Origin of the sequence: Cyanobium sp. ATX 6A2 (genome assembly GCF_024346355.1) — a bacterium.
In the GTDB taxonomy this organism is placed as follows: domain Bacteria; phylum Cyanobacteriota; class Cyanobacteriia; order PCC-6307; family Cyanobiaceae; genus NIES-981.
Genome location: NZ_JAGQCU010000004.1, coordinates 22,254 through 44,424 on the forward strand (window position 1 = coordinate 22,254; position 22,171 = coordinate 44,424).

General features: G+C 72.0%; 21 protein-coding genes. 11 read left to right on the plus strand and 10 right to left on the minus strand.

Annotated features, from left to right (window positions below):
* The first annotated feature begins 46 nt into the window (after positions 1-46).
* Positions 47-841, plus strand: a complete 795-nt coding sequence (locus KBY96_RS05265; RefSeq protein ID WP_396122276.1) for a DUF92 domain-containing protein — start codon at positions 47-49, stop codon at positions 839-841.
* On the opposite strand, the gene KBY96_RS05270 is transcribed toward KBY96_RS05265, so the two are convergent.
* Both KBY96_RS05270 and KBY96_RS05275 read right to left on the minus strand, forming a co-directional pair.
* Positions 754-1,665: a sigma-70 family RNA polymerase sigma factor gene (locus tag KBY96_RS05270; protein ID WP_254978184.1), complete on the minus strand. Its 912-nt coding sequence runs from the start codon at positions 1,663-1,665 to the stop codon at positions 754-756. The two genes, KBY96_RS05265 and KBY96_RS05270, sit on opposite strands and share 88 nt — an antisense overlap.
* Before the next feature lie 104 nt (positions 1,666-1,769).
* Complete coding sequence (locus KBY96_RS05275) at positions 1,770-2,447, minus strand: GDSL-type esterase/lipase family protein (protein WP_254978185.1); 678 nt, start codon at positions 2,445-2,447, stop codon at positions 1,770-1,772.
* A 182-nt stretch (positions 2,448-2,629) separates the two neighbouring features.
* Between KBY96_RS05275 and mnmH the strand changes: the two genes are divergently transcribed.
* The gene (gene mnmH / locus KBY96_RS05280) at positions 2,630-3,685 is read left to right on the plus strand and encodes a tRNA 2-selenouridine(34) synthase MnmH (protein ID WP_254978469.1); all 1,056 of its coding nucleotides are present in this window, start codon (positions 2,630-2,632) and stop codon (positions 3,683-3,685) included.
* On the opposite strand, the gene KBY96_RS05285 is transcribed toward mnmH, so the two are convergent.
* From KBY96_RS05285 to KBY96_RS05295, 3 genes are all read right to left on the minus strand, one after another.
* Positions 3,648-5,282: an ABC transporter permease gene (locus KBY96_RS05285; protein ID WP_254978186.1), complete on the minus strand. Its 1,635-nt coding sequence runs from the start codon at positions 5,280-5,282 to the stop codon at positions 3,648-3,650. The genes mnmH and KBY96_RS05285 overlap by 38 nt on opposite strands.
* Positions 5,279-6,022, minus strand: coding sequence for an ATP-binding cassette domain-containing protein (locus KBY96_RS05290; protein ID WP_254978187.1), 744 nt, complete (start codon positions 6,020-6,022; stop codon positions 5,279-5,281). The genes KBY96_RS05285 and KBY96_RS05290 overlap by 4 nt, the downstream gene beginning before the upstream one ends.
* A 75-nt stretch (positions 6,023-6,097) precedes the next feature.
* Positions 6,098-6,304 (minus strand): hypothetical protein, encoded by a 207-nt coding sequence (locus KBY96_RS05295; RefSeq protein WP_254978188.1) that lies wholly within the window; start codon positions 6,302-6,304, stop codon positions 6,098-6,100.
* Between the two features lie 95 nt (positions 6,305-6,399).
* Between KBY96_RS05295 and KBY96_RS05300 the strand changes: the two genes are divergently transcribed.
* Positions 6,400-8,040, plus strand: coding sequence for an urea transporter (locus KBY96_RS05300; protein ID WP_254978189.1), 1,641 nt, complete (start codon positions 6,400-6,402; stop codon positions 8,038-8,040).
* Positions 8,041-8,053: 13 nt separating this feature from the next.
* Here the strand turns inward: KBY96_RS05300 and KBY96_RS05305 are convergent, their stop codons facing one another.
* Positions 8,054-9,010 (minus strand): putative selenate ABC transporter substrate-binding protein, encoded by a 957-nt coding sequence (locus KBY96_RS05305; protein WP_254978190.1) that lies wholly within the window; start codon positions 9,008-9,010, stop codon positions 8,054-8,056.
* Positions 9,011-9,056: 46 nt separating this feature from the next.
* Entirely contained in the window at positions 9,057-10,262 is a 1,206-nt protein-coding gene (locus KBY96_RS05310; RefSeq protein ID WP_254978191.1) for a pyridoxal phosphate-dependent aminotransferase, read from the minus strand.
* Between the two features lie 473 nt (positions 10,263-10,735).
* Here KBY96_RS05310 and KBY96_RS05315 point away from each other — a divergent pair, with 473 nt between their 5' ends.
* From KBY96_RS05315 to KBY96_RS05330, 4 genes are all read left to right on the plus strand, one after another.
* Positions 10,736-11,356 (plus strand): uracil-DNA glycosylase, encoded by a 621-nt coding sequence (locus KBY96_RS05315; RefSeq protein ID WP_254978192.1) that lies wholly within the window; start codon positions 10,736-10,738, stop codon positions 11,354-11,356.
* A gap of 49 nt (positions 11,357-11,405) precedes the next feature.
* On the plus strand, positions 11,406-12,668 hold the full coding sequence (ispG, locus tag KBY96_RS05320; protein WP_254978193.1) for a (E)-4-hydroxy-3-methylbut-2-enyl-diphosphate synthase: 1,263 nt from the start codon (positions 11,406-11,408) through the stop codon (positions 12,666-12,668).
* 61 nt (positions 12,669-12,729) lie between these two features.
* Positions 12,730-14,085 carry a S41 family peptidase gene (locus tag KBY96_RS05325; protein ID WP_254978194.1) on the plus strand — a complete coding sequence of 452 codons (1,356 nt, stop codon included), beginning with the start codon at positions 12,730-12,732 and terminating at the stop codon, positions 14,083-14,085.
* 18 nt (positions 14,086-14,103) lie between these two features.
* The gene (locus KBY96_RS05330) at positions 14,104-14,313 is read left to right on the plus strand and encodes a DUF6737 family protein (RefSeq protein WP_254978196.1); all 210 of its coding nucleotides are present in this window, start codon (positions 14,104-14,106) and stop codon (positions 14,311-14,313) included.
* Between the two features lie 69 nt (positions 14,314-14,382).
* Here the strand turns inward: KBY96_RS05330 and KBY96_RS05335 are convergent, their stop codons facing one another.
* Positions 14,383-14,550, minus strand: a complete 168-nt coding sequence (locus tag KBY96_RS05335) for a hypothetical protein (RefSeq protein ID WP_254978198.1) — start codon at positions 14,548-14,550, stop codon at positions 14,383-14,385.
* Between the two features lie 93 nt (positions 14,551-14,643).
* Positions 14,644-18,255 carry a transcription-repair coupling factor gene (mfd, locus tag KBY96_RS05340; protein ID WP_254978200.1) on the minus strand — a complete coding sequence of 1,204 codons (3,612 nt, stop codon included), beginning with the start codon at positions 18,253-18,255 and terminating at the stop codon, positions 14,644-14,646.
* Positions 18,256-18,332: 77 nt separating this feature from the next.
* Between mfd and KBY96_RS05345 the strand changes: the two genes are divergently transcribed.
* Entirely contained in the window at positions 18,333-19,265 is a 933-nt protein-coding gene (locus tag KBY96_RS05345; RefSeq protein WP_254978201.1) for a hypothetical protein, read from the plus strand.
* Here the strand turns inward: KBY96_RS05345 and KBY96_RS05350 are convergent.
* Positions 19,245-20,021 (minus strand): hypothetical protein, encoded by a 777-nt coding sequence (locus KBY96_RS05350; protein WP_254978203.1) that lies wholly within the window; start codon positions 20,019-20,021, stop codon positions 19,245-19,247. The two genes, KBY96_RS05345 and KBY96_RS05350, sit on opposite strands and share 21 nt — an antisense overlap.
* A 58-nt stretch (positions 20,022-20,079) precedes the next feature.
* On the opposite strand from KBY96_RS05350, the gene KBY96_RS05355 reads away from it, so the two are divergent.
* The 3 genes from KBY96_RS05355 to KBY96_RS05365 are packed head-to-tail and all read left to right on the plus strand — an operon-like array spanning position 20,080 to position 21,985.
* Positions 20,080-20,883, plus strand: a complete 804-nt coding sequence (locus tag KBY96_RS05355; RefSeq protein WP_254978204.1) for a TerC family protein — start codon at positions 20,080-20,082, stop codon at positions 20,881-20,883.
* An 11-nt stretch (positions 20,884-20,894) separates the two neighbouring features.
* Positions 20,895-21,257, plus strand: coding sequence for a DUF6464 family protein (locus KBY96_RS05360; RefSeq protein ID WP_254978206.1), 363 nt, complete (start codon positions 20,895-20,897; stop codon positions 21,255-21,257).
* Positions 21,257-21,985, plus strand: coding sequence for a hypothetical protein (locus KBY96_RS05365; protein WP_254978207.1), 729 nt, complete (start codon positions 21,257-21,259; stop codon positions 21,983-21,985). Before KBY96_RS05360 ends, KBY96_RS05365 begins: the two co-directional genes overlap by 1 nt.
* Positions 21,986-22,171 lie beyond the last annotated feature (186 nt).

Below are 22,171 nucleotides of genomic sequence, written 5' to 3' on the forward strand. Positions count from 1 at the left end.
CGCTCCGCTTGCGCTCCTGGTGCCCGCGGGCCTGGGTGCGGGCGGCCTGCCGGCGCCCCAGGAGCCCCTGGCCTGGCTGATTGCCCTGCTGCTCAATGGCCTGCTGATCGGTGGGGCCCAGCGCCTGCCCCTGCTCACCTCGGCCGGCTGGGTGCATGCCGGCATCCTCGGCACCGTGCTCTGGGGTTGCCTCGGGCCCCGCGGCTGGCTGGCGGTGGTGGGCTATCTGCTGCTCGGTTCGCTGGTCACGCGGCTGGGCCTGCGCCGCAAGCTCGAGCAGGGCCTGGCTGAGGCCCGCGGCGGCCGGCGCGGGCCTGAGAACGTGTGGGGCTCGGCGGCCACCGGCGCCCTGCTGGCCATGGCCATCGCCCTGGCGCCGCCCGCCTGGACGCCCCTGCTGCTGGTGGGCTTCACGGCCAGCTTCGCCGCCAAGCTGGCCGACACCTGCGGCAGTGAGATCGGCAAGCGCTGGGGCCGCCACACCGTGCTGATCACCAGCCTGCGGCCCGTGCCGCCCGGCACGGAGGGGGCGATCAGCTTGGAGGGCACCCTGGCCAGCCTGGTGGGCAGCGTGGTGATGGTGGCGCTGGCCCTGGTGCTGGGCCTGCTGCCCGGCCCCCCGGCTGCGCTCACCGTTGCCGCCGCGGCCCTGATCACCGTGGTGGGCCTGGTGGCCACGCTGCTGGAGAGCGTGATCGGCGCCACCGCCCAGAGCCGCTACAGCTGGCTCAGCAACGAACTGGTGAACGGCCTTCAGACCGCCATCGCCGCCCTGCTGGCGATGCTGGCCTGGGCCGTGGTGCTTGCCGGGGCAGGGGTGCTTCCCGGTGCCCTGGTCTGAAGGGTCACCAGCAGCGCCTCGCCCCGCTCGCGGCACACGGCGGCCGAGCAACCCTGCAGCCGCCCCAGGTCCCGCCAGCTCAGGCCATCGATCCAGCGGCCCTCCAGCAGGTCGCGGTCGCCTGGGCTGAGGCGGCCGAGCTGGGCCATCAGCCATTGGTGCTGCTGGTCTGGGTTCTGGGCCTGCCACGGCCGCTGGCCGGCGCTGAGCAGGTCCTGCCGGCTGGGGCCGTCGTCGCCCTCGCCGCCCTCGCCGCCGCTGCCCGCCGCCGGCTGATCGAGGCTGCCCACCACCAGGGCCCGCTTCACCCGGCCCGCCTCCTCCAGCCGCTCCAGGCTGCAGCCCAGGGCCCCGGCCAGCTCAGCGGCGCTGAGGGCGGTCAGGCCGCCGCCGCGCCGCTGCTCCACCAGCTTCTCGGCCCGGCGCTGCAGCTCCCGCAGCCGCCGGGGGGTGTGTAGCGGCTGCTCGCGATCGCGCTGCTCCTGGAGCATGGCGCCGCGGATGTAGGGCACCGCGAAGCTGCTCAGGGCCAGGCCACGGCTGGCATCGAAGCCCTCCACAGCCCGGATCAGTCCCAGGCAGCCGCTGGCGTAGAGCTCATCGAAGGGTCGGCCGCTGCGGCGGCTCTCGCGGTTGGCCACCAGCCGCACCAGGGCCAGGTTGCTCACCACCAGGGCATTGCGCCAGTGCAGCCTGGCCGCGCAGGCCCGGCTGCGGCCCAGCCGTTGCAGCAGGGCGCGGTTGCGCAGGTGATGGCCGCTGGTGCTGGTTCTGGTGCTGGAGCTGGCGCTGGCCCGGTGGGCCTGGCAACGTGAAACGGTCATGGCCGGGAACGATGGGGATCGTGAGCTCACCGTTCTCCTGGCCCACAGCCCCTTCCACACCGTTCCGGGCCTGACGATTCACCCGAATGGGGGATGGGGCCACCTCAGCCCCATGCCGTGCCCAGGTGCAGCGGCTGCAGCCGCGCCCACTCCAGCAGCGCCGGCCACTGCTGCACCCGCCTGTACACCTGCCGGTGTCCCTCGCTGTTGAGGTGCAGGCCGTCGCCACACAGCCAGGCGGGCCAGCTGGGATCGGCGAGCAGGTCGTTGAGCAGGGGCAGGAAGGGCACATCGGCCTCCAGGCAGGCCTCCTCCACCAGTCCCTCGTAGCGCCGCACCTGCTCAAGGCCATACCAGAGCACATCGGCATAGGGCATCGCCGCTTCCTGCACCGGGGTGAGCCCGAGCACCAGCACCGGGGCGGAGGCCCGCGCCCGCAGCAGCAGTTGCTGGAGGCCGTAGAGGAAGCCCTCCGCCTCCAGCTGGGGGCGGCCGTCGGGCCGTCCCACCCGGGCACAGTCGTTGATCCCCGTGGCCAGCAGGATCCCGTGGGGCTGCTGGCGGCGCAGCTCCCCGCGGCAGGCCACCTCCGCCTGCAGCCGGGCCGCCACCCGCTCCAGGCCATCGCCGCGCACCCCGAGGGGGTAGAGCACCGGGGCGTCGGGCAGGCCCATCCAGTGGCGCCGCAGGCGCTCGCACCAGCCGCCCTCCAGGGGATCGCCCCAGCCATACACACCGCTGTCGCCCAGCACGATCAGCTTGCGGGGCACAGCGGCGGGCATCGGTGCGGCAGCGGGCAAACCAGGGCCTGATCCTGCACCACACCTGCCCCGCCCGGCTGTTCGGCGGTCAGGACGTGCGGCCGCCAGGCAGCATTGGTGGAGGCAGCGGCGGAACTTCAGGCGTGGCAGAGAGCGGGGCGACGCCGGAGCGTGGGGGGCCGGAGCGTGGGGAGGCCGAGCGGGTGGATGTGGAGCTCTTCCTGGCCCGCCAGGGTCCGCTGCTCGATGTGCGCAGCCCGGCCGAGTTCGCCCAGGGCCACATCCCCGGCGCGATCAACCTGCCCCTGTTCGACGACGCCGGCCGGGCCGAGGTGGGCACCGCTTACAAGCTTGAGGGCCGCCAGACGGCGGTGCTGCGCGGCCTGGCCCTGGTGGGGCCGCGCCTGGAGGCGATGGCCGCCGAGCTGGCCGAGCGGGCCGCCGCCAGCCCCGGCCAGCCCCTGCGGCTGCTCTGCTGGCGTGGCGGCATGCGCAGTGCCAGCCTCGCCTGGCTGGCCGGCCAGCTGGATCTGCCGGTGCTGCTGCTGGAGGGGGGCTACAAGGCCTACCGGCGCTGGGTGCTGGCCCTGTTCGAGCGGCCCTGGCCCCTGCGCCTGCTGGGCGGCCGCACCGGCACCGGCAAAACCGACCTGCTGCTCGCCCTGGCGGCCCGGGGTGTGGCGGTGGTGGACCTCGAGGGCCTGGCCCACCACCGCGGCAGCAGCTTCGGGGCCCTGGGCATGCCCCCCCAGCCCAGCAGCGAGCACTACGAGAACCGCCTGGCCATGGCCCTGCGTGGCCTGGCGGGGGCGGAGCAGATCTGGTTGGAGGCCGAGAGCGTGCAGGTGGGCCGCTGCCGCATCCCGGCCGGCCTCTGGCGGCAGATGCAGGCGGCGCCGGCCCTGGCGGTGCAGCGGCCCCTGGAGCAGCGCCTGGCCCAGCTGGTGCGCATCTACGGCGTGCAGGATCCCGAGCAGCTGGCCGAGGCCACCCGGCGCATCGCCCGCCGCCTCGGGCCCCAGCGCACCGCCCTGGCCCTCGAGGCGATCGCCGCCCGCGACTGGACCGCCGCCTGCCGCCAGATGCTCGACTACTACGACCGCTGCTACGACCACGACCTCAGCGCCCACACCCGTGCGCCGGTGGAGCTGGGCGAGCGCGGCGCCGAGGCGGCGGCCGCGCTGCTGCTGGAGCGGGGGCTGGTGAGCACCGCCGCGGCACTCAGCCCGCCAGCAGGCGGCGGCGCAGGCGGTCGCTGAGGTCCTCCCCCAGCAGCGTCAGGGCGGCGTACACCAGCATCAGCGCCGCCAGTTCGTCGACGGCGAAGGAACTGAGGGCCTCCAGCAGCTGGCTGCCCAGGCCCGTGGCTCCCACCAGGCCCACCACCACCGATTCGCGCAGGATCACATCGGCCCGGTAGGCGCCGTAGGCCAGGTAGGGCCGCGCCAGGGCGCTGAAGCGCCCGTAGAGCAGCGCCAGCCGTGGGCCGCTGCCGGCGCTCAGCAGGGCCTGCTCGCTGCTCTCGCCGCGGTGCTCGGCACTCTCCAGCAGCAGCCGGCCCAGCACCCCCAGGTTGTGGAGGCCCAGGGCCAGGGCGCCGGTGATCACCCCGGGCTGCAGCACGAACAACAGCAGCAGGGCGATCAGCGGCGGTGGCCACAGCCGTCCCAGGGCCCAGAGCCCCAGCACCGCCGCCCGGCCCAGGGGCCAGGGCCGCACCAGCAGCAGCAGCAGCGGCGCCAGGCCCACCGCCAGGGCCGCGGCCAGCAGGGTGAGGCTGAGGGTGTTGGCCACCAGGGTGGGCCAGGGCAGGGCCGCCACCGCCCCCCAGTCGGCGGGGGGCAGGGGGGGCAGGGGTTGCCAGCGCAGCAGGCTGCGCGGGTCCACCTCCAGGCCCCAGGCCAGCGCCACCAGCACGGGCAGCAGCAGGGCCGCGGCCAGCACCAGTTCCCGGCCGCCGCGGCCCACGCCGCTGGCGTTGCCGTTGACCGCGGCGTGTCTGTGGGGCGAGGCGGCCTGGGGGCTGAGGCTGAGGCGAGCCGGCATCGTCCAGCGCCGCCGCAGCCAGCCCACCAGCTGCTCCAGCAGCAGCATCGCCGCCAGCAGCAGCCAGAGGCCGGTCCAGAGCTCCCTGAAAGCCAGCGACTGCAGCGTCAGCCGCAGCTCGGTGCCCAGCCCCCCCAGGCCGAACACCCCCAGCAGGGTGGCGCTGCGCAGGGCGCATTCCAGCCGGTAGCCGCCGTAGCTCAGCAGCTGGGGCAGCAGCGGCGGGCCCAGGGCGGTGAGCAGGGCGGCCGGGGGCGTCACGCCGGCCGCCTCCAGGGCCTCCAGGCCAGCGCTGGGCAGGGCGTCGAGCTGGTCGCTCAGCACCCGTGCCACCAGGGCGCCGAAGGGGATGGCGATCGCCAGCACCGCCACCGCCGGCTGCAGGCCCACCAGTTGCAGCAGGATCAGGCCCCAGAGCAGCTCGTGGATCGAGCGCGGCAGCGCCAGCAACCGCCGGATCAGCTCCGCTGGCCACAGCCGGCCGCTGCAGCGGCGCCACACCTGCCGCGAGCTCAGCACCCCCAGCACCAGCCCCAGCACCAGGCTCAGGGCCCAGCCCAGCAGGGCCATGCCCACGGTCACGCCCAGGCCCCGCAGGGCCGAGCTGAGCACCAGTGGATCCAGCGAGGGCCGCAGCGCCGCCAGTGCGAACTGCCCCACCAGGCTCCAGCCGCCGCCGTGGCTGAGGCCCGGCAGCAGCACCAGCAGGGGCAGCAGCACCAGGGCCGGCAGCAGCACCCACAGGGGCGCCGCCGGCCGCCAGCGGTGCCACCGGCATCCGCCGGCCAGCGCCGGACCCGCCGTGCTCATGGCGCCTCGCCGGCGTAGAGCGCCGCCAGCAGGCCGGGGTTCACCGCCCCCACCGGCAGGTCGAACTGCACCCGCCCGGCCCGCAGACCCACCACCCGATCGAAACCCGCCAGCAGGTCGGGTCGGTGCAGGCTGAGCAGCAGGGCCCTGGGCGCGCGGCCCTCCGCCAGCAGCAGCGCCAGCAGCTCGCCGGCCAGGCGCGGATCGAGGCTGGCCAGGGGCTCATCGGCGAGCAGCAGCATCGGCTCCTGGCGCAGCAGCCGCCCCAGGGCCACCCGCTGCCGCTGGCCGCCCGAGAGGGCCGACACGGGCTGATCGAGCAGGGCCGGATCCAGATCCAGCCGCCGCAGGGTGGCGGCGCAGGGCTCGCTCTCCAGCGGCAGCAGCAGGTTGAGCAGGGCCCGTGGCCAGCCCCACTGCCCCAGCCGCCCGGCATTGAGGTTCTGCTGCACGCTCAGCTCCTCGATCAGGCGCAGGTCCTGCCAGAGGGTGCCGATGCGGCGCTGCTGGCGGCGGCGCAGCCGCTGCGATCGCGCCACCGGCTCTCCCTGCCAGTGGACGCTGCCCTTGTCGGGGGGCAGCAGGCCGTTGGCGACGGCCAGCAGCGTGCTCTTGCCGGCACCGCTCGGACCCAGCAGGGCAACGATCTCGCCGGTGTCCAGTCGCAGGGACACCCCGTCCAGACGGGGCCGCTGGCGGCCGCCGACAGTGACGGACTGAAGCTCGAGCGCCGGTGGCATGGGGCGGCAGCAGCAAGGCGGCGGGTGACCCGGCCATGCTGCCTGGCCGCACTCAGACTCCCCCCCGCTGGACGCTCAGCCCCCGCTGGCGGCGTGCTGCTTCAGCAGCAGCTCCAGGCGCTCCTGCAAGTCAACGCGCTGGGCAGGATCTCCCACCAGGGTCACCGCGCCGGTTTCCGGCCACCAGTTGAGCCGCAGGTTGCTGACGCCGTCGTGGAACACCGCCATCTGGAAGGCTCCCTTGTGGATCCATTCACAGGGAATGTCCAGGCTGCCGACCAACTCCTGGAGTTGCTCGACGGTTCCGTGAAAGATCACAGCCCTGGCAGATCCGCAGTTCTCTCATAATGACAGGAATCGGATGCCCATCACCGTCGTTGACACGGACCAACGCCGGCGAGGCCAGCGCCTACACCCTGCTCGCCAGCCTTCTGCCCGAGCCTGGGCCCTCCCGCAGCCGACTGCAGCGCTGGTTGCCCACCAGCGGCACCCTTCACACCGTCACCGATCCCTGGCTTTCCGGTTCCCCGCTCCTCGCCGCCGTGCTGGTTGGAGCGCGGGCCTTCGGCCAGGTGATCCTGATCAACAACCCCCTCAGCGGAGCCCTGTTGCTGCTGGCTCTTGTGCTGCAGTCCGGCTGGCTGGGCCTGTTCGCCATCCTGGGCCTCGCCGGTGCCCAGGGTCTGGCGATGGCGCTCGACTGGGATCCGTCCACGCGGCTTCAGGGCATCCACGGCTTCAATGGAGTGCTGGTGGGCTGCGCGGCCGCCACCTTCGCCGATCTCCGTGGGCCAGCTCTGGTTGGCTGGCTGCTGGCGGTGCCGCTGGCCGGTGCCGCCAGCGCCGCCCTGTTGGAGAGCCTGAGGCGGGGGTGGTTCTGCCTGCCCTCCCTGCCTCCCCTCACCCTGCCGTTCTGCCTGCTCAGCTGGCTGCTGCTCGGCCTCGGCCTGGGTCTTGAGCCCGCCGGCCTGGCTCTGGCCTCCCCGCCGCCGCCGGCTGCTGTGCCGGCGACCCTGCCGGGACTTCTGGAGGGGATCGTGCACGGTTTCGGCCAGGTGTTCCTGTGCCCGGGCCTGCCCAGCGGGTTGCTGGTGGTGGCTGCGGTCGCCATCGCCAGCCCCCTGGCCGCCCTGCTCGGGGCGGCCGGGGGACTGGCGGCTGCCCTGGCCGCCCTCCTGCTGCAGGCTCCCTGGTCGGAGGTCGTCAACGGGCTGGCCAGCTACAACGGCGTGCTGGTGGCGATCGCCATCGGCGGTATCTTCTATGCCCCCAGCCGCCTCAGCCTGCCGATCGCCCTGGCCGGGGCCGCCGGCAGCGTTCCTCTGGCACGGCTGCTCCAGGTTCCCCTGAACAGCCTGGGCTTGCCCCTGCTGACCAGTCCCTTCGTGCTGGCCACCTGGCTGGCGCTGTTGCTGGTGCGCCAGAACCTGCCGGCGCTGCTGCCGGTGGCCGTGCATGCCATCCTCACCCCGGAGGAGCACCGTCGCCGCTACCGCGTTGCCTTGCGCATGCTCGGCGAGTTCCACCGGCGGCTGGGCACCTCCACGCCGGCATCCCTCACCCCGGATCTGGCCGCCACAGCCCCACCCGAGGATCTGGAGCGGATCGGCCAGCTGTTCCGGCGGCTCGATCGCGACGGCAACGGCTGGCTGTCGATCGAGGAGCTGCGGGCGGGCCTGGCCGCTGCCGGTGATGGGGGCCATCAGCAGGCTTCAGAGCTTCTGAACCGGATCGCCCGCGGCATGGATCGCAATGGCGACGGCCGGCTGGATCGGGAGGAAGTGGTGGAACTGGTGCTGCGGCTGCAGCGGTTGCGGCAGGGCCGTGAGCGCCTGCTCACCTACCTGCTGCCCTCGGATGCCGATGGCGATGGACGGCTCGATCGGGCTGAACTGGCCCGGTTGCTGCGCGGCATCGGCCTGGCTCCCCTCCAGGCGTACGAGGAGCAGGTGTTGTTCGGCCCCCAGGGCAGTGCCCTGACCTGGGGGGAGTTTGTGGATCGGCTGCTGCTCAGCTGAGCGGCCGCAGCCCTCAGCGGATCTTGCCGATCTGGCGGCCCACCGCCTCGATGGCCTCGTACTGGCTGTTGCTCGCCGGCACGAAGGTTTCGGCTCCGAACAGCTCCAGGATCTGCGCCTGGCGGGGGTCGTCGGGGCTGAGGTTGGTGAAGGCCTGCTCCAGCCGCTCGGTGAAGCCCTGGCCGTAGTCCTCGTCCAGGCCGGGCTGCACCACCCAGGTGTAGTTGGCGTAGCCGGGCGTGCGCCAGATCGCCAACACCTTGTCGGTGTCCACCTTGCCCTCCCGGAGCCGGCTGAGCCACACCTCCTCGTTCACCACCCCGGCGTCGTAGGTGCCGCTCTGCACCAGGGCGATCAGGGCGTCGTGGCTGCCGCTGAAGCCCGGGTTGCCGCCGGCGAAGTCGCTCAGCTCCACGCCCGCCTGGTTGAGGTAGTACTGGGGCATCAGGCGGCCGGAGGTGGAACTCTCCGAGCCGAAGGTGAAGCGCTTGCCCTTGAGCTGCTGCAGGTCGCCGGGATCGCTGAACGGCTTCAGGCCGCTGCTGGGATTGGCGATGAACACGCTGTGGAAGGAGCGGTCGATGTCGCGCTGGGCGAGGGCGCGAGCGCCGGGTTTCTGCAGCCAGGCCTGCACGCCGGTGAGGCCGCCGAACCACACCAGGTCGAGGTCGCCGGTGCGGAAGGCCGTCACGGCCGCGGTGTAGTCGGTGACGGGCACGAAGCGCACCGGCACCTTCAGCTGCTCGCTCAGCTCATCGGCCACCAGGCCGTAGAGGCGGTTGAGTTTCTCGGGGTTCTGGTCGGGGATGGCACCGATGCGCAGCACCCGCTTCTCGTTCGGACGGGCGGCTTCGCTGGTGGCGCCATCAGCACCGGCGTTGGTGTCGGTGCGGGGGGAACAGGCCGTTGGCAGCAGGCCGATCAGCAGCAGGCCGGCGAGCGCAACGGCCCAGCGTTCTCGGTTGGTCAAGGGTCGACACGGAAACGACCAGCCGATGCTGCCTCAGGCCCGGCGACTAGAGGGCGCTGAGGAAGCGCCGCAGCCGCTCCAGGCCGTCCTCGATGGTGGCCGGCGAAGCGGCGCAGGAGAGGCGGATGCAGCGGTCGTCGCCGAAGGCCGCCCCCGGCACCACCGCCAGTCCCACCTCATCCAGCAGCCGGTTGCTCAGCTGCATCGAGTCGAGCTTGAAGTGGCTGAGGTCGGGGAAGGCATAGAAGGCACCCTCCGGGGGCTGCAGGGTGATGCCGCCGATGGCCCGCAGGCCGTCGCTGAGCAGGGCCCGGCGGCGGCTGAACTCGGCGGCCATCTCGCGCACGCACTCGCGCGGGCCGTTCACCGCCGCCAGGGCGCCGTACTGGGCGAAGGTGCACACGTTGCTGGTGGTCTGGCTCTGCAGGGCCGCGGCCGCGGCGATCACCGGCTCCGGGCCCACCAGCCAGCCCACGCGCCAGCCGGTCATCGCCCAGCCCTTGGCGCAGCCATTCACGATGAACACCCGATCGGCCAGGTCGGGAGCCAGCCCGGCCAGGCTCAGGTGCTCGTGGCCAGGATTCACCAGGAACTCGTAGATCTCGTCGCACACCACCGCCACCTGGGGATGGCGGCGCAGCACCGCCGCGATCGCCTCCAGCTCAGCGCGGTTCAGCACGGTGCCGGTGGGATTGCCGGGGCTGTTGAGCACCAGCAGCCGGCTGGCGGGGGTGATCGCCGCCTCCAGCTGCTCGGCGGTGAGCCGGAAGCCCTGCCCGGCGCTGCTGGAGAGTTCCACCACCCGGGCCCCAGCCAGCCGGGCGATCTCGGGGTAGCTGAGCCAGTAGGGCGAAGGCAGCAGCAGCTCGTCGCCGCTCTGCAGCAGCACCTGGAAGAGGTTGTAGAGGGCCTGCTTGCCGCCGTTGGTCACCAGCACCTCGGCGGCCCTGGTGGGGCGTCCGTTCTCGCGGCTGGTCTTGGCGGCGATCGCCTCGCGCAGGGCCGGTTCGCCGGCGGCGGGCCCGTAGCGGGTGAGGCCGGCGGCGAGGGCGTCGGCGGCGGCCCGGCGGATGAACTCCGGCGTCTCGAAGTCGGGTTCGCCGGCGCTGAGGCTGCAGATGTTGTGCCCGTCGGCTTTGAGCTGCTTGGCCCTGGCGGCGATCGCCAGGGTGAGGGAGGGCTGCAGGGCCTTGGCGCGCTCGCTCAGCCGCTCGGCCGGGCTGATGCTGAGCGCCGGCCTGGGAGCGGGCATCGCGGGGGCGGTTGTGGGAGCGGCCGGTGTTGGCACGACAGGCCTCTGGGCAGAAAGCCTGCTTTGCTGAGGGTTCGTGGCCTGGGTCAACAGTGCGCTGGCAGGGGCGCTCGGGGCTGTTGTGGTGGCGGGGACCCCGGAAGTCGGCATCGGCGGCGGTGCCGGCTTCGGGAGCGCACGGCTGTGGCGTATCCACCATCCTGCCGCACGCTTCGGCCCCTTTTACAGGGTGCCCACCGGCGTCATTCACACTTCGTACGGGGCTGGGCCGGTGGCGGCGGGGCTGGCCCGGTGGCGGCAGGATAGGGGCCATGGACGCCGATCCCCACCCCCGGCAGATCAGTCTGTTTTCAGCGCCTGGTGCGGCTGTTCCTGCCACGGCTTTTCCTGCCACCGAGGTTCCTGCCACCGAGGTCCCCACGACTGAGGTCCCCGCTGCCCCAGGGCCCGTGCCACCGCCCGTGTCGTCTTTGATGGGGCCCTCGACTCCGGCGTTGTCGTCCAGCCTCGAGCAGCTCACCGAGGCCTGCCGCGGCTGCCGCCGCTGCGGCCTGGCCGATGGTCGCCTGCACGTGGTGGTGAGCCGCGGCAACCCCGCCGCCCGGCTGATGGTGATCGGCGAGGGCCCCGGCGCCCAGGAGGATGCCTCAGGGCTGCCCTTCGTGGGCCGAGCCGGCCAGCTGCTCGATCAGATGCTCGCCAGCGTGGCGATCGACTCCAACCGCGACGCCTACATCTGCAACGTGGTGAAGTGCCGTCCGCCCGGCAACCGCAAGCCCACGGTGCTGGAGATCGCCGCCTGCCGCCCCTGGCTGGAGCAGCAGGTCCGGCTGGTGAATCCGGCCGTGGTGCTGCTGGCCGGTGCCTCGGCCCTGGAGGGCGTGCTCGGCATCAAGGGGGGCATCACCCGCCTGCGGGGTCAGTGGCGCCAGGGCGAGCGGGACCCTCTGGCAGGTCGGTGGCTGATGCCGATCCTGCATCCCTCCTATCTGTTGCGCAATCCCTCGCGGGAGCAGGGCAGCCCCAAGTGGCTCACCTGGCACGACCTCCAGGACGTGCGCCGGCGCCTCAACCAGCTGGAATCCGGCAGCTGATGCTCCTCCTGTGACAGCCTTGGCGCCATCGTCTCCGGCCACTCCCGCCATGACCGGCACCCTGGTCAGCCCCGAGCGTTCCGGCCCCGGCTCCGGCCCGGCAGCCGACCTGCCCGGCTTCGACCCCGGCAACTCCCGCTACGACACCCTCATCCGCCGCCGCCCCACCCGCAGCGTGCGCGTGGGTGACATCTGGGTCGGCAGCCAGCACCCGGTGGTGGTGCAGTCGATGATCAATGAGGACACCCTCGACATCGAGGGCGCCACGGCCGGCATCCGCCGCCTGCACGAGGCCGGCTGCGAGATCGTGCGCGTCACGGTGCCGTCGTTGGCCCATGCCAGGGCGATGGGCGAGATCCGCCAGCGCCTAGACGCCACCTACCAGCCGGTGCCGCTGGTGGCGGACGTGCACCACAACGGCATGAAGATCGCCCTCGAGGTGGCCCAGCACGTCGACAAGGTGCGCATCAACCCGGGCCTGTTCGTGTTCGACAAGCCCGATCCCAACCGCACCGAGTTCTCCGACGCCGAGATTGCGGCGATCGGCGAGCGCATCACCGCGACGTTTGAACCGCTGGTGAGTTTGCTCAAGGAGCAGGACAAGGCCCTGCGCATCGGTGTGAACCACGGCTCGCTGGCCGAGCGGATGCTGTTCCGCTACGGCGACACGCCCCTGGGCATGGTGGAGAGCGCCATGGAGTTCATCCGCATCTGCGACCGCCTCGACTTCCACAACATCGTGGTGTCGATGAAGGCCTCGCGGGCGCCGGTGATGATGGCCGCCTACCGGATGATGGCGGACCGCATGGACGCCGAGGGCTTCCCCTATCCCCTGCATCTGGGCGTGACCGAAGCCGGCGACGGCGACTACGGCCGGATCAAGAGCACCGCCGGCATCGCCCCGTTGCTGGCCGAGGGCATCGGCGACACGATCCGGGTGTCGCTCACCGAGGCGCCGGAGAAGGAGATTCCCGTGTGCTACTCGATCCTGCAGGCCCTCGGGCTGCGCAAGACGATGGTGGAATACGTGGCCTGCCCCAGCTGCGGCCGCACCCTGTTCAACCTCGAGGAGGTGCTGCACAAGGTGCGCGCGGCCACCGATCACCTCACCGGCCTGGACATCGCCGTGATGGGCTGCATCGTCAACGGCCCCGGCGAGATGGCCGATGCCGACTACGGCTACGTGGGCAAGACCCCCGGCACCATCTCCCTGTATCGGGGCCGCGAGGAGATCCGCCGGGTGCCCGAGGCCGAGGGGGTGGAAGCCCTGATCGCCCTGATCCAGGACGACGGCCGCTGGGTTGACCCCTGAGCTGCCGCTCATTAGCGCTAGTTTGAAGCTGGTGTCACGGTCCTGGCGGGGATTTACAGAGATGGGCAGGATGCGCAACGGCCTCGTGGTGCTGGTTGGCGTCGGCGCCTGTGCGGCCACCGCCGTGATGGCCCGGGAGGCTGTGAGCCCCTCGTCGGGCAATCCCCGCATCCTCGACAGCCCCAAGGAGGTGATCGACCAGACCTGGCAGATCGTCTTCCGCGACTTTCTCGACATCAACGGCCAGTACACCGCCGAGCAGTGGCGTGAACTGCGCCGGGATGTGCTCGCCCGCAGCTACTCCACGCCCTCGGATGCCCACGAGGCGATCCGCGGCATGCTCGCCACCCTCGACGATCCCTACACCCGCTTCCTCGATCCGCGGGAGTTCAAGGAGATGCAGATCGACACCTCCGGGGAACTCTCGGGGGTGGGCATCCAGCTGAGCCTCGACAAGGACACCAAGGAACTGGTGGTGGTGGCCCCGATCAAGGGCTCGCCCGCCTCCCAGGCCGGCGTGCTGCCCAAGGACGTGATCACCGCCATCGACGGCCAGTCCACCAAGGGGATGAGCACCGAGGACGCGGTGAAACTGATCCGCGGCCAGGTGGGCACCACGGTGACCCTCACCCTGAGGCGCAACAAGCAGAGTCTGGAGGTGCCCCTCACCCGCGACCGCATCGAGCTGCAGGCGGTGGACCACCAGATCAACGTGTCCCCCGATGGCACCAGGGTGGGCTACATCCGCCTCAAGCAGTTCAACGCCAACGCCACCAAGGACATGCGGGCGGCGCTGCGGGAGCTGGAGAAGGAGGACGTGGCCGGCTACGTGATCGACCTGCGCAGCAACCCCGGCGGCCTGCTGATGGCCAGCGTGGAGATCGCCCGGCAGCTGCTCAACGAGGGCACCATCGTGTCCACTCAGACCCGCCGCGGCATCGTGGACGTGCAGCGGGCCAGCGGCCGCGCCCTCACCGAACGGCCCATGGTGGTGCTGGTGAACGAGGGTTCGGCCAGCGCCAGTGAGATTCTTTCGGGCGCTCTGCAGGACAACAACCGCGCCGTGCTGGTGGGTCAGAAGACCTTCGGCAAGGGGCTGGTGCAGTCGGTGCGCAGCCTCTCCGACGGCAGCGGCATGACCGTGACCATCGCCCGCTACCTCACCCCCAGCGGCCGGGACATCAACAAGCACGGCATCGAGCCCGACGTGCTGGTGAAGATGAGCGAGCAGGAGGCCCAGCGCCTCCAGCTCGAGGACATCGGCACCCGCCGCGACAGCCAGTACCGGGTGGCCGAGAACACCCTGGTGGAGCAGCTCCAGAACGGTGGTCGCGCGGGGCGCCGGTTCAAGCCGGGCAGCGCCAACCTGCCCTCGGCCCTGCCCGCCGCCGAGGCGGCATCACCCGCCCAGCCCTGATCAAACTGAGACCAGCCAGTGGCCGATACGCTCTGGACCCTGAAGCCCTGGTGGTGCCAGCCCTGGAGCATTGTGCTCACAGGTCTGGCAGTGATCGTCGGCAGCTGGCTGATGCTGCACCGCTGGTGGATCAGCGCTCCGGCAGCTCTGGCCGTGCTGCTGTGGTGGTGGTTGTTTCTGGTGCTCGCCCCGGCCGCCTACAGACAGCAGCCCAACGATCACACCTGAACATCCAGCCCTGAGTTACCGAGACGGTCCTGGGTCTGGCCCCCGGCTGCCTCAGGCGATCGGGCTGCCTCAGGCAACAGGCTGCATCAGGCCGCCGCCGGGGCCGGAATCGTCGTCGTCGTTGCGGCCGTCCCCCTGAACCAGGGCGTAGATGCCGAGGGCCACCACGCTGACCAGGGTGGACATGAGCTGAAAAGCCCCCGTGGAGTTGCGGCCCACCTCGATCAGCTCACCCATGCCGGCTCTCGTGCTTAACGAATGTTCTCATAAGTGTAACGAACATTTGCGGCTTTTGGGGCAACGGGCCCGCTGCCCGCGTGTTGCCCGTGCTCACACGGCCAGCACCTCGGCGTCGCGGGTCTGCTGCTGTTCGGCCCGCTGGGCCTCGCTGAGGCCGTCGGCAGCGGGGATCTGGGCCGCCATCTGCTCCAGCCAGCCCTTCAGTTCCTCCAGCTGCCGCTCCATCGGCAGCACCCCCAGCCCCCTGGCCAGCACCTTGGCGGTGCTGCCCGTTCCGGCCTGATACACCAGCCGGCCATGCAGGTGCTGGGGCAGGCCCTGGCGCAGCAGCCGGAAGGCCGGCTCCTCCATTGGCGTCTCCAGCACGATGTTGGGTTTCTCTGGTCTGACCCGCGAGAACCCGCAGCGCCGGGCCAGCAGCTTCAGCTCCATCAGCTGCAGCAGGGCGATCACCGGGGGCGGCAGGGCGCCGTAGCGATCCACCCAGCCGGCGGCCAGTTCCAGCAGCGCCGCCCTGCCCCCGCAGTCGGCGGCGGAGCGGTAGGCGGCAATCTTCTCGTCGTTGTCGGTGATCCAGTCGCCGGGGATGAAGGAGGTGATCGGCAGGTCGATCTGGGTGTCGTCCACCTTGGGGATGTCCTGGCCCTGAATCTCGGCCAGGCACTCCTGCAGCATCTCCATGTAGAGGTCGAAGCCGATCACCTCCATCTGGCCGCTCTGCTCCACCCCCAGCAGGTTGCCCACGCCGCGGATCTCCATGTCGCGCATGGCCAGCTGGTAGCCACTGCCCAGCTGGGCGAATTCCTGGATGGCCCGCAGCCGCTGCCGGGCCGCCTCACTCAGCGACGCATCCCCGGGATAGAACAGCCAGGCGTGGGCCTGGATGCCGCTGCGGCCCACCCGGCCGCGCAGCTGATAGAGCTGGGCCAGGCCGAACTTGTGGGCGTCCTCGATCAGGATCGTGTTCACCCGCGGGATGTCGAGACCGCTCTCCACGATCGTGGTGCAGAGCATCAGGTCGGCCTCGCCGGCGTTGAAGGCCACCATGGCGCTCTCCAGCTCCCCCTCGGCCATCTGGCCATGGGCCACCAGCAGCTTCAGGCCCGGCACCATCGCCCGCAGCTGGGCGGCCACGTCCTCGATTCCCTCCACCCGCGGCACCACATAGAACACCTGGCCGCCTCGGTCGAGTTCCTGGCGGATGGCACTGCGCACCACCTCCTCATCGAGGGCCGCCAGGTGGGTCTTGATCGGCCGGCGCAGGGGCGGCGGGGTGGTGATCAGGCTCATCTCCCGCACACCTGAGAGGCTCATGTAGAGGGTGCGCGGAATCGGCGTGGCGCTCAGCGTCAGCACGTCCACGTCCTTGCGCAGGGCCTTGATCTTCTCCTTCTGATTCACGCCGAAGCGCTGCTCCTCATCCACCACCAGCAGCCCCAGCTGCTGGAAGCCGGTGCCCTTGGAGAGCAGCTGGTGGGTGCCCACCACCACATCCACCTTGCCCTCGCGCAGGCCCTCGAGGATCGTCTTGCGTTCGCCCGCGGTGCGGAAGCGGTTGAGCAGGCTCACCTTCACCGGGTAGGGGGCGAAGCGCTCGCTCAGGGAGCGCCAGTGCTGCTGGGCCAGCACCGTGGTGGGGGCCAGCATCGCCACCTGCTTGCCGGCCGTCACCGCCTTGAAGATGGCGCGGATCGCCACTTCGGTCTTGCCGAAGCCCACATCACCGCACACCAGCCGGTCCATCGGCTGGGGCTGCTCCATGTCGCGCTTCACCTCCACGATCGCCTTGAGCTGGTCGGGCGTGGGCTCGTAGGGAAAGGAGTCCTCGAGTTCGTCCTGCCAGGGACCATCGGGGGGAAAGGCGAAGCCCGGGGCCTTGTGGCGCTCGGCGTAGAGCTTCACCAGGTCGATGGCCACCTTGCGGATCGCCTTGCGCGCCCGCTCCTTGGCGCGGGTCCAGGCCGTGCCGCCCATGCGGTTGAGTTCCGGCGGCTTCTCGCTGGTGGCGCGGTAGCGGCCCAGGCTGCCCAGCTGGTCGGCGGCCACCCGCAGCAGGCCGTCGGCGTACTGCACCACCAGGTAGTCGCGCGATTCGCCACCGATGGCCAGCTTCTCGAGCTTGAGAAACTTGCCCACGCCGTGGTTGCGGTGCACCACGAAGTCGCCCGGCCGCATCTTGCCCGGATCCACCGTGCGGCTGGCGGCCTTGCGGCGCCGGCGCACGTAGCCGCTGGCGGCCAGGGCGTGCTGGCCGAAGAATTCCCGGTCGGTGATCAGCACCAGCTTCCAGGCCGGCAGCTGCAGCCCCTCGATCTCGGCGGTGCCCCGGGTTTTCAGCGCCACTGGCGTGTTCTGTTCGATCAGCCGCTCGATCGCCGGCGTGTCGGCGGGATTGGGCACGAAGCGGGCGACGCAGTCGTGCTCCTCCAGGAGCGCCACCGCCCGGCTGGGCTGGGCCGAGATCAGCCACACCCGGGCCCGCTCGCTCTGGAAGCCTCTGATCAGCCCCGCCAGCTTGCCGAAGGCGTTGGGGTGGGACGGCACCGGCCGGCTGGCCAGATCGAAGCTGTTGGCGTGGCCGTCGCTCTCGTGCAGCTCGGCCAGATCGAAGCCGGCGAAGCGCTCGCCCGCCTCCGCCAGGGCCTCGGCCGGCGGCCGGTGCAGCCCCACCGGCAGCACCCCTCCCAGCTCTGCCTTGAGCTCGGCAGCCACCTCGCGGTGGTGCTCCAGCACATGGTCGAACCACTGCTGGCCGTGGGCCAGGGCCGCTCGCCGCTCGTCGATCGCCACCAGGGTGGCGGCGGGCAGATAGTCGAGCAGGCAGGCGGGGCGCCCCCAGGCCAGGCCCATCAGCCGCCGCAGCCCCTCCGGGGTGCCGCCCTCCAGCAGCAGCTCCAGCGCCTGGGGCGGCAGCAGGGCCTCCAGCCCATCGGGCATCGTCTCCCGCAGGGCCTCGGCCACCAGCGGGCCGTAGCCGGTGGGGGTGAGGCGCAGCACCGCGATCGGATCGAGGGAGCGTTGGCTGGCGGGGTCGAACTCGCGCAGCTTCTCCAGCTCCTCGCCGAAGAACTCCAGCCGCACCGGCAGCTCGGCGCTCACCGGAAACACGTCGACGATGTCGCCGCGGCGGCTCCAGGTGCCCTCCTGCTCGATCGTGTTCACCCGCTCGTAACCCAGCCGGGCGAGGGTGTGGCCCAGCTCCTCAAGGTCGAGGCTGGCCCCGCGGCGCAGGCTCAGGCACTGGTCGCGCAGGGCCTGGGGCGGAGGCAGGTGGGGCTGCAGGGCCCGCTCGGTGGCCACGATCGCCAGGCCGGAGGCGTGGGCCTGCTGCTCCCCTTCGCCGCTGCCGTCGAGCAGTTCGCTGAGCACCTGCAGCTGGCCCCAGGTGATCTCGCTGGTGGGATCGAACGGCTCGTAGGGGCTGCCCTCGCTGGTGGGGTAGAGCTGGGCGCTGCGCCAGCCCATCAGCTCCAGCAGCGCCGCCCAGCGGCCCGCCTCCTCGAGGGTGGGCACCACCACCAGCAGCGGCACGGGCCCTGGCCCATCGGCCCCGCTCAGACCCGCCAGGGCGCTGCCGATCAGGGCCCGCGCCGCCCGGCCGGCACCACTGAGCCGGAGCCGCTGGGGCCGGCGGGTGCGCTCCAGCACCTCCCCGGTGAGGGGCACCTGCTGCAGCTGGCGCACCAGGGGGGAGAGGGGCATGGAGGCACAGGATCACGGCCTCCGATCTTCGCAATCGCCGCCGGCCGCCGCTGCCCTCGCGGGTTCAGAATCACACCGTGGCCCGCTTCTTCTGCCCCCGTTGCCGTCACCGGCCGCAGGCGATGCGCCGCCGGGCCGATGGCGTCTGGCTGTGCCAGGAGTGCGGTGCCCCCCTGCAGCGCCGGGTGCCGGCGGGGCCGCTGCTCCTGGGGGGAGTGCCGCTGGTGGCCGGCCTGCTGGTGGCCCTGGGGTTCGGTCTCAGCGCCCTGCCACCGGGGCCCCAGCCCTTGCAGCGCCTCACCGGCCTGGAGCTGCCGCCGGTGGACGAGCTCAGCCTCGCCCTCGACCCGCCGGCCCCCCTGGCCGCTCTGCTGCCGCCCCCCAGCGTTGGCGGACTGGAGGGGATCGACGAGGCCAGCCTGATGGACCAGCTGGCCCGGGCCGACGCCGCCTGGGTGCCCCGGGCTGAGCGGCTCCCCGATGGCGGCACCCGCTACCACTACAAGCGCCGCAGCGGCGACCCCCAGCTCTCGGTGGCCGAGATCCGCTCCCTGATCGTCAACCCCCCCAGTTTCGGTCGGGAGCGGCTGGGGATCGCTGAGCTGCTGGGGGTGCTGGCCGATGTGGGCGTGCGCGTGCAGCTCAGCCCGCCCCGCAAGCTGGGTGCCGCCGGCGAATGGGACCCCCGGGCCCGCAGCATGCGCGTCAAGCCGGCGGTGCTGGACAGCGGCAGTGTGGAGTTCTTCCAGGTGCTCAACCACGAGGCCATCCACGTGGCCCAGAGCTGCCGCAACGGCCATGTGCGGGCCACACCCAGGCCCCTGGGGATCGGTGAGCAGGTGCCGGCGGAGCTGGCGCCGGTGCTCAACGACGCCCTCTACAGCCAGGCGTCGGAGCTGGAGCGCCGGCTGGAGCGGGAGGCCTACGCCAACCAGAACCGGCTGGGCATCGGAGTGGATCTGGTGCGTGCCCACTGCCGCCCCGCCGCCTCAGCCCCCGGCGCCGGTTGACGGCAGCACCACCGTGGTCGGATTGATCAGGATCTCCTCCAGCAGCATGTTGAACTGCAGCAGCTGGCTGTCGCTGAGTTGCTGGCGACTGGCCAGGGCGAAATGCTGCTCGAGGAAGAGGCGGCCGCGGCCCGCGTCCCAGCCCAGCTGAGCCAGCAGCTGGTCGCACTGGCCGAGCAGCTCGGGGCGGCGCAGGGGCACGGGTGCCTGGGTTGGATCGCTGCCGCTGGCCAGGCCCTGCAGCACCTGCAGGTAGGCCATCAGGTTGGCGAAGGTGGTGATACGGGCCCTGCTGGGGTGACCGAAGGCCCGCTGCAGGTAGGTGGTCTCCTGGTCGCGCTGCCAGCCGATCCGCCGCAGTTGCAGATCAATCTGGGCCAGCTCGCCACTCCAGTCCTCCGGATCGGGCGCCGGCTCTTCGGGCGCCGGTCTTGGGGCCGCCGGCTGAGAGGCCACCGGTTCTGGGGCCGCCGGCTCAGGTGCTTCCGGCCTGGCCACCGGCCTGGGGCTGGGCGGTCGCACCGGCCGGGGCTGGCCCGGCTGCACGCCAGCGTCCAGGCCCAGGCCCTCGCCCAGATCCAGATCCAGCCCCAGGCGCTGGCGCAGGCGCTCCAGGGCGCGCTCCTCGGCCTCCTCCGCCGTGGCCGCCTCCCCCAGGGCGCTGCCCAGGGTCTGCCCCTGGCGCCGGACGCTCACCTCCACCACCCGCGCTCCGGGTTCGGCATGCACCAACCGCGCCACCACCTCCATCACCATCCGCCCGCGGACGCTCCAGTCAAACGCCCTACCTAGAGTGGGATCCCCGCAGAACGAGATGGAAGCCGGCACGATCGAGACGCTCACCCCGGTGCTGCAGTCGGCGGATCAGTGGAGCGAGATCCTGCTGCTGCTGCCGCTGCTGGTGGCCCTCGAGGCCGTGCTGTCGGCCGATAACGCCATCGCCCTGGCCGCCATCTCGCGCCGTCTTCACGACCGCTCTCGCCAGGAGACGGCCCTCAACCTGGGCCTGCTGCTGGCCCTGGTGTTCCGCATCGCCCTGATCCTGGCGGCGCGCTGGGTGCTCAATTTCTGGCCCCTCCAGCTGGCGGCCTCTGCCTATCTGCTCTGGCTCTGCGGCCGGCACCTGGTGCTGGTGTTCAACGGCAGGGAGGAGGGGCTCGAAGCCGACGCCGGCAGCCTTGATGCCGGCAGCGCCAGTGCCGGCCTGCCCCATCCTCCGGGCCACCCCCATGAGCACCTCACGGTGGGCCTGGGCAGTGTGATCGCCACCCTGGCGCTCACCGATCTGGCCTTCTCCATCGACAGCGTGGCCGCGGCGGTGGCGGTGAGCGATCGCATTGGCCTGGTGATCGCCGGTGGCGTGATCGGGGTGATCGCCCTGCGGCTCACCGCCGAGCTGTTCATCCGCTGGCTGGAGGTGTTCCGCCACCTGGAAACCGCCGGTTACCTGGCGGTGGGCCTGGTGGGCGTGCGGCTGCTGCTGCGCCTGGGCCTGCCCGATCTGGTGCCGCCCGAGTGGCTGCTGCTCGCCATGGTGGCCTCCCTGTTCCTGTGGGGCTTCTCCACCCGCAACCCCGCCCCTGGCGTGGCCAATCCCACCCTGGCGGAAGCCGACTGAGGGAGCCGGCGATGCGGGTGGAGTTGCGTGAGATCGGCAGCGATCAGCTGCTCGATTGCCTCGATGTGGAGGCGCTCAGCGAGGTGCCCCAGCCGGGCCGCTGGCTGGAGTGCGGGCCCCGCAGTTTTCTGGTGCTGCAGCGCCGCCATCGCTACCGGCTGCGCAGCGGCCGCTACGAACTGGCGGCGGTGGCGCTGCAGGTGAAGCAGCAGCGCCGCCCCAGCGATGCCCGTCGCTGGGGCGGCGGCTGGGTGATCGGCGATCCCCGCTGCCGCTTCAACGCCCGCAGCCCTCTGCTGCGCTGCGCCGTGCTGCCCGAGGGACCCTGCGAGCGCTGCAGCCACTTCACGCCGGTCGCCGCCGCGGCGCCCTGATGGCGGCCGGCCCCGCCGCTCCTGAGGGCCTGATCCCCTCCGAGGCCCTGCGCTGGCACCGCTGCCAGCGGGTGAGCGGCCATGGCGTGGCCTCTGGCCAGGCGGCCGCCAGCCCTTACCCCGCCGGCACCATCGCCCTGCAGAGCCCCCACTTCGCTCGCCTGGGGCTGGATCTCTCCGGCTGTCACCCCGGCACCCTCAACCTGTGCGTGCCAGGCGGCCGCTGGCAGCTCCAGCACCCCGCCTGGCACTTCGAGCGGCTGCGCTGGACCTCCTTGCACCCGCCGGAAACCTTCTCCTTCTGGCCCTGCCTGCTGGGCTGGCAGCCCACGGCCTCCTGCCCCCGGCCCCAGCCGCCGGTGGCGGGCTGGATCTACCGGCCCGATCCCGCCACCAAGGCCCGCCACCACCAGAGCGCCGACCAACTGGAGGTGCTGGCCCCCTGGATCGGGGTGGTGCAGCTGGAGGTGCCCCTGGAGCTTGGTGTGGATGGCCGCCATTGCCGCCTGATTCCCGCGGCAGCCCTGCGCGGGCGGGTGCTGGAGTTTCTCAAATTCCGGGTGCTGGCGGCCCAGGAGCAGTTCTTCGCAGGCTTCCAGGGGCCGGAGGCGGCCTCGGCCCTGCGCCACTGGCTGGCCTGTCAGGGCTGCGCCGATGGGCGCGACCTCGATGACACCGAGCTGCTGGCGGTGCTGCAGCGCGCGCGGGAGCTCTACCTCGACGGATGACCGACCCGGTTGCGGTTCGTAGGCTGTACCCGATCCTCAGCGCCAGTTCCCCATCACCAGCACCGTCCCCAGCACCCGCCGCCGCCGCCGGCCCTCCGGTGAGCGCTCGCCACAGCCTGCCGCTGCAGCGCCCGCCGCGGCCGCAGGGCTCAGGGCAGCGGCCGCCGCCGCTGATCCCAGCCTCGC

What these genes read in the sequence shown, in the direction of transcription:
- ispG (WP_254978193.1), top strand. Translation starts at nt 11,406, where the DNA reads ATGACCGGCACCCTGGTCAGCCCCGAGCGTTCCGGCCCCGGCTCCGGC.
- KBY96_RS05275 (WP_254978185.1), bottom strand. Translation starts at nt 2,447, where the DNA reads ATGCCCGCCGCTGTGCCCCGCAAGCTGATCGTGCTGGGCGACAGCGGT.
- KBY96_RS05335 (WP_254978198.1), bottom strand. Translation starts at nt 14,550, where the DNA reads ATGGGTGAGCTGATCGAGGTGGGCCGCAACTCCACGGGGGCTTTTCAG.
- KBY96_RS05350 (WP_254978203.1), bottom strand. Translation starts at nt 20,021, where the DNA reads ATGGTGATGGAGGTGGTGGCGCGGTTGGTGCATGCCGAACCCGGAGCG.
- mfd (WP_254978200.1), bottom strand. Translation starts at nt 18,255, where the DNA reads ATGCCCCTCTCCCCCCTGGTGCGCCAGCTGCAGCAGGTGCCCCTCACC.
- KBY96_RS05315 (WP_254978192.1), top strand. Translation starts at nt 10,736, where the DNA reads ATGGGGCCCTCGACTCCGGCGTTGTCGTCCAGCCTCGAGCAGCTCACC.
- KBY96_RS05325 (WP_254978194.1), top strand. Translation starts at nt 12,730, where the DNA reads ATGGGCAGGATGCGCAACGGCCTCGTGGTGCTGGTTGGCGTCGGCGCC.
- KBY96_RS05365 (WP_254978207.1), top strand. Translation starts at nt 21,257, where the DNA reads ATGGCGGCCGGCCCCGCCGCTCCTGAGGGCCTGATCCCCTCCGAGGCC.
- KBY96_RS05310 (WP_254978191.1), bottom strand. Translation starts at nt 10,262, where the DNA reads ATGCCCGCTCCCAGGCCGGCGCTCAGCATCAGCCCGGCCGAGCGGCTG.
- KBY96_RS05290 (WP_254978187.1), bottom strand. Translation starts at nt 6,022, where the DNA reads ATGCCACCGGCGCTCGAGCTTCAGTCCGTCACTGTCGGCGGCCGCCAG.
- KBY96_RS05360 (WP_254978206.1), top strand. Translation starts at nt 20,895, where the DNA reads ATGCGGGTGGAGTTGCGTGAGATCGGCAGCGATCAGCTGCTCGATTGC.
- KBY96_RS05285 (WP_254978186.1), bottom strand. Translation starts at nt 5,282, where the DNA reads ATGAGCACGGCGGGTCCGGCGCTGGCCGGCGGATGCCGGTGGCACCGC.
- KBY96_RS05355 (WP_254978204.1), top strand. Translation starts at nt 20,080, where the DNA reads ATGGAAGCCGGCACGATCGAGACGCTCACCCCGGTGCTGCAGTCGGCG.
- KBY96_RS05270 (WP_254978184.1), bottom strand. Translation starts at nt 1,665, where the DNA reads ATGACCGTTTCACGTTGCCAGGCCCACCGGGCCAGCGCCAGCTCCAGC.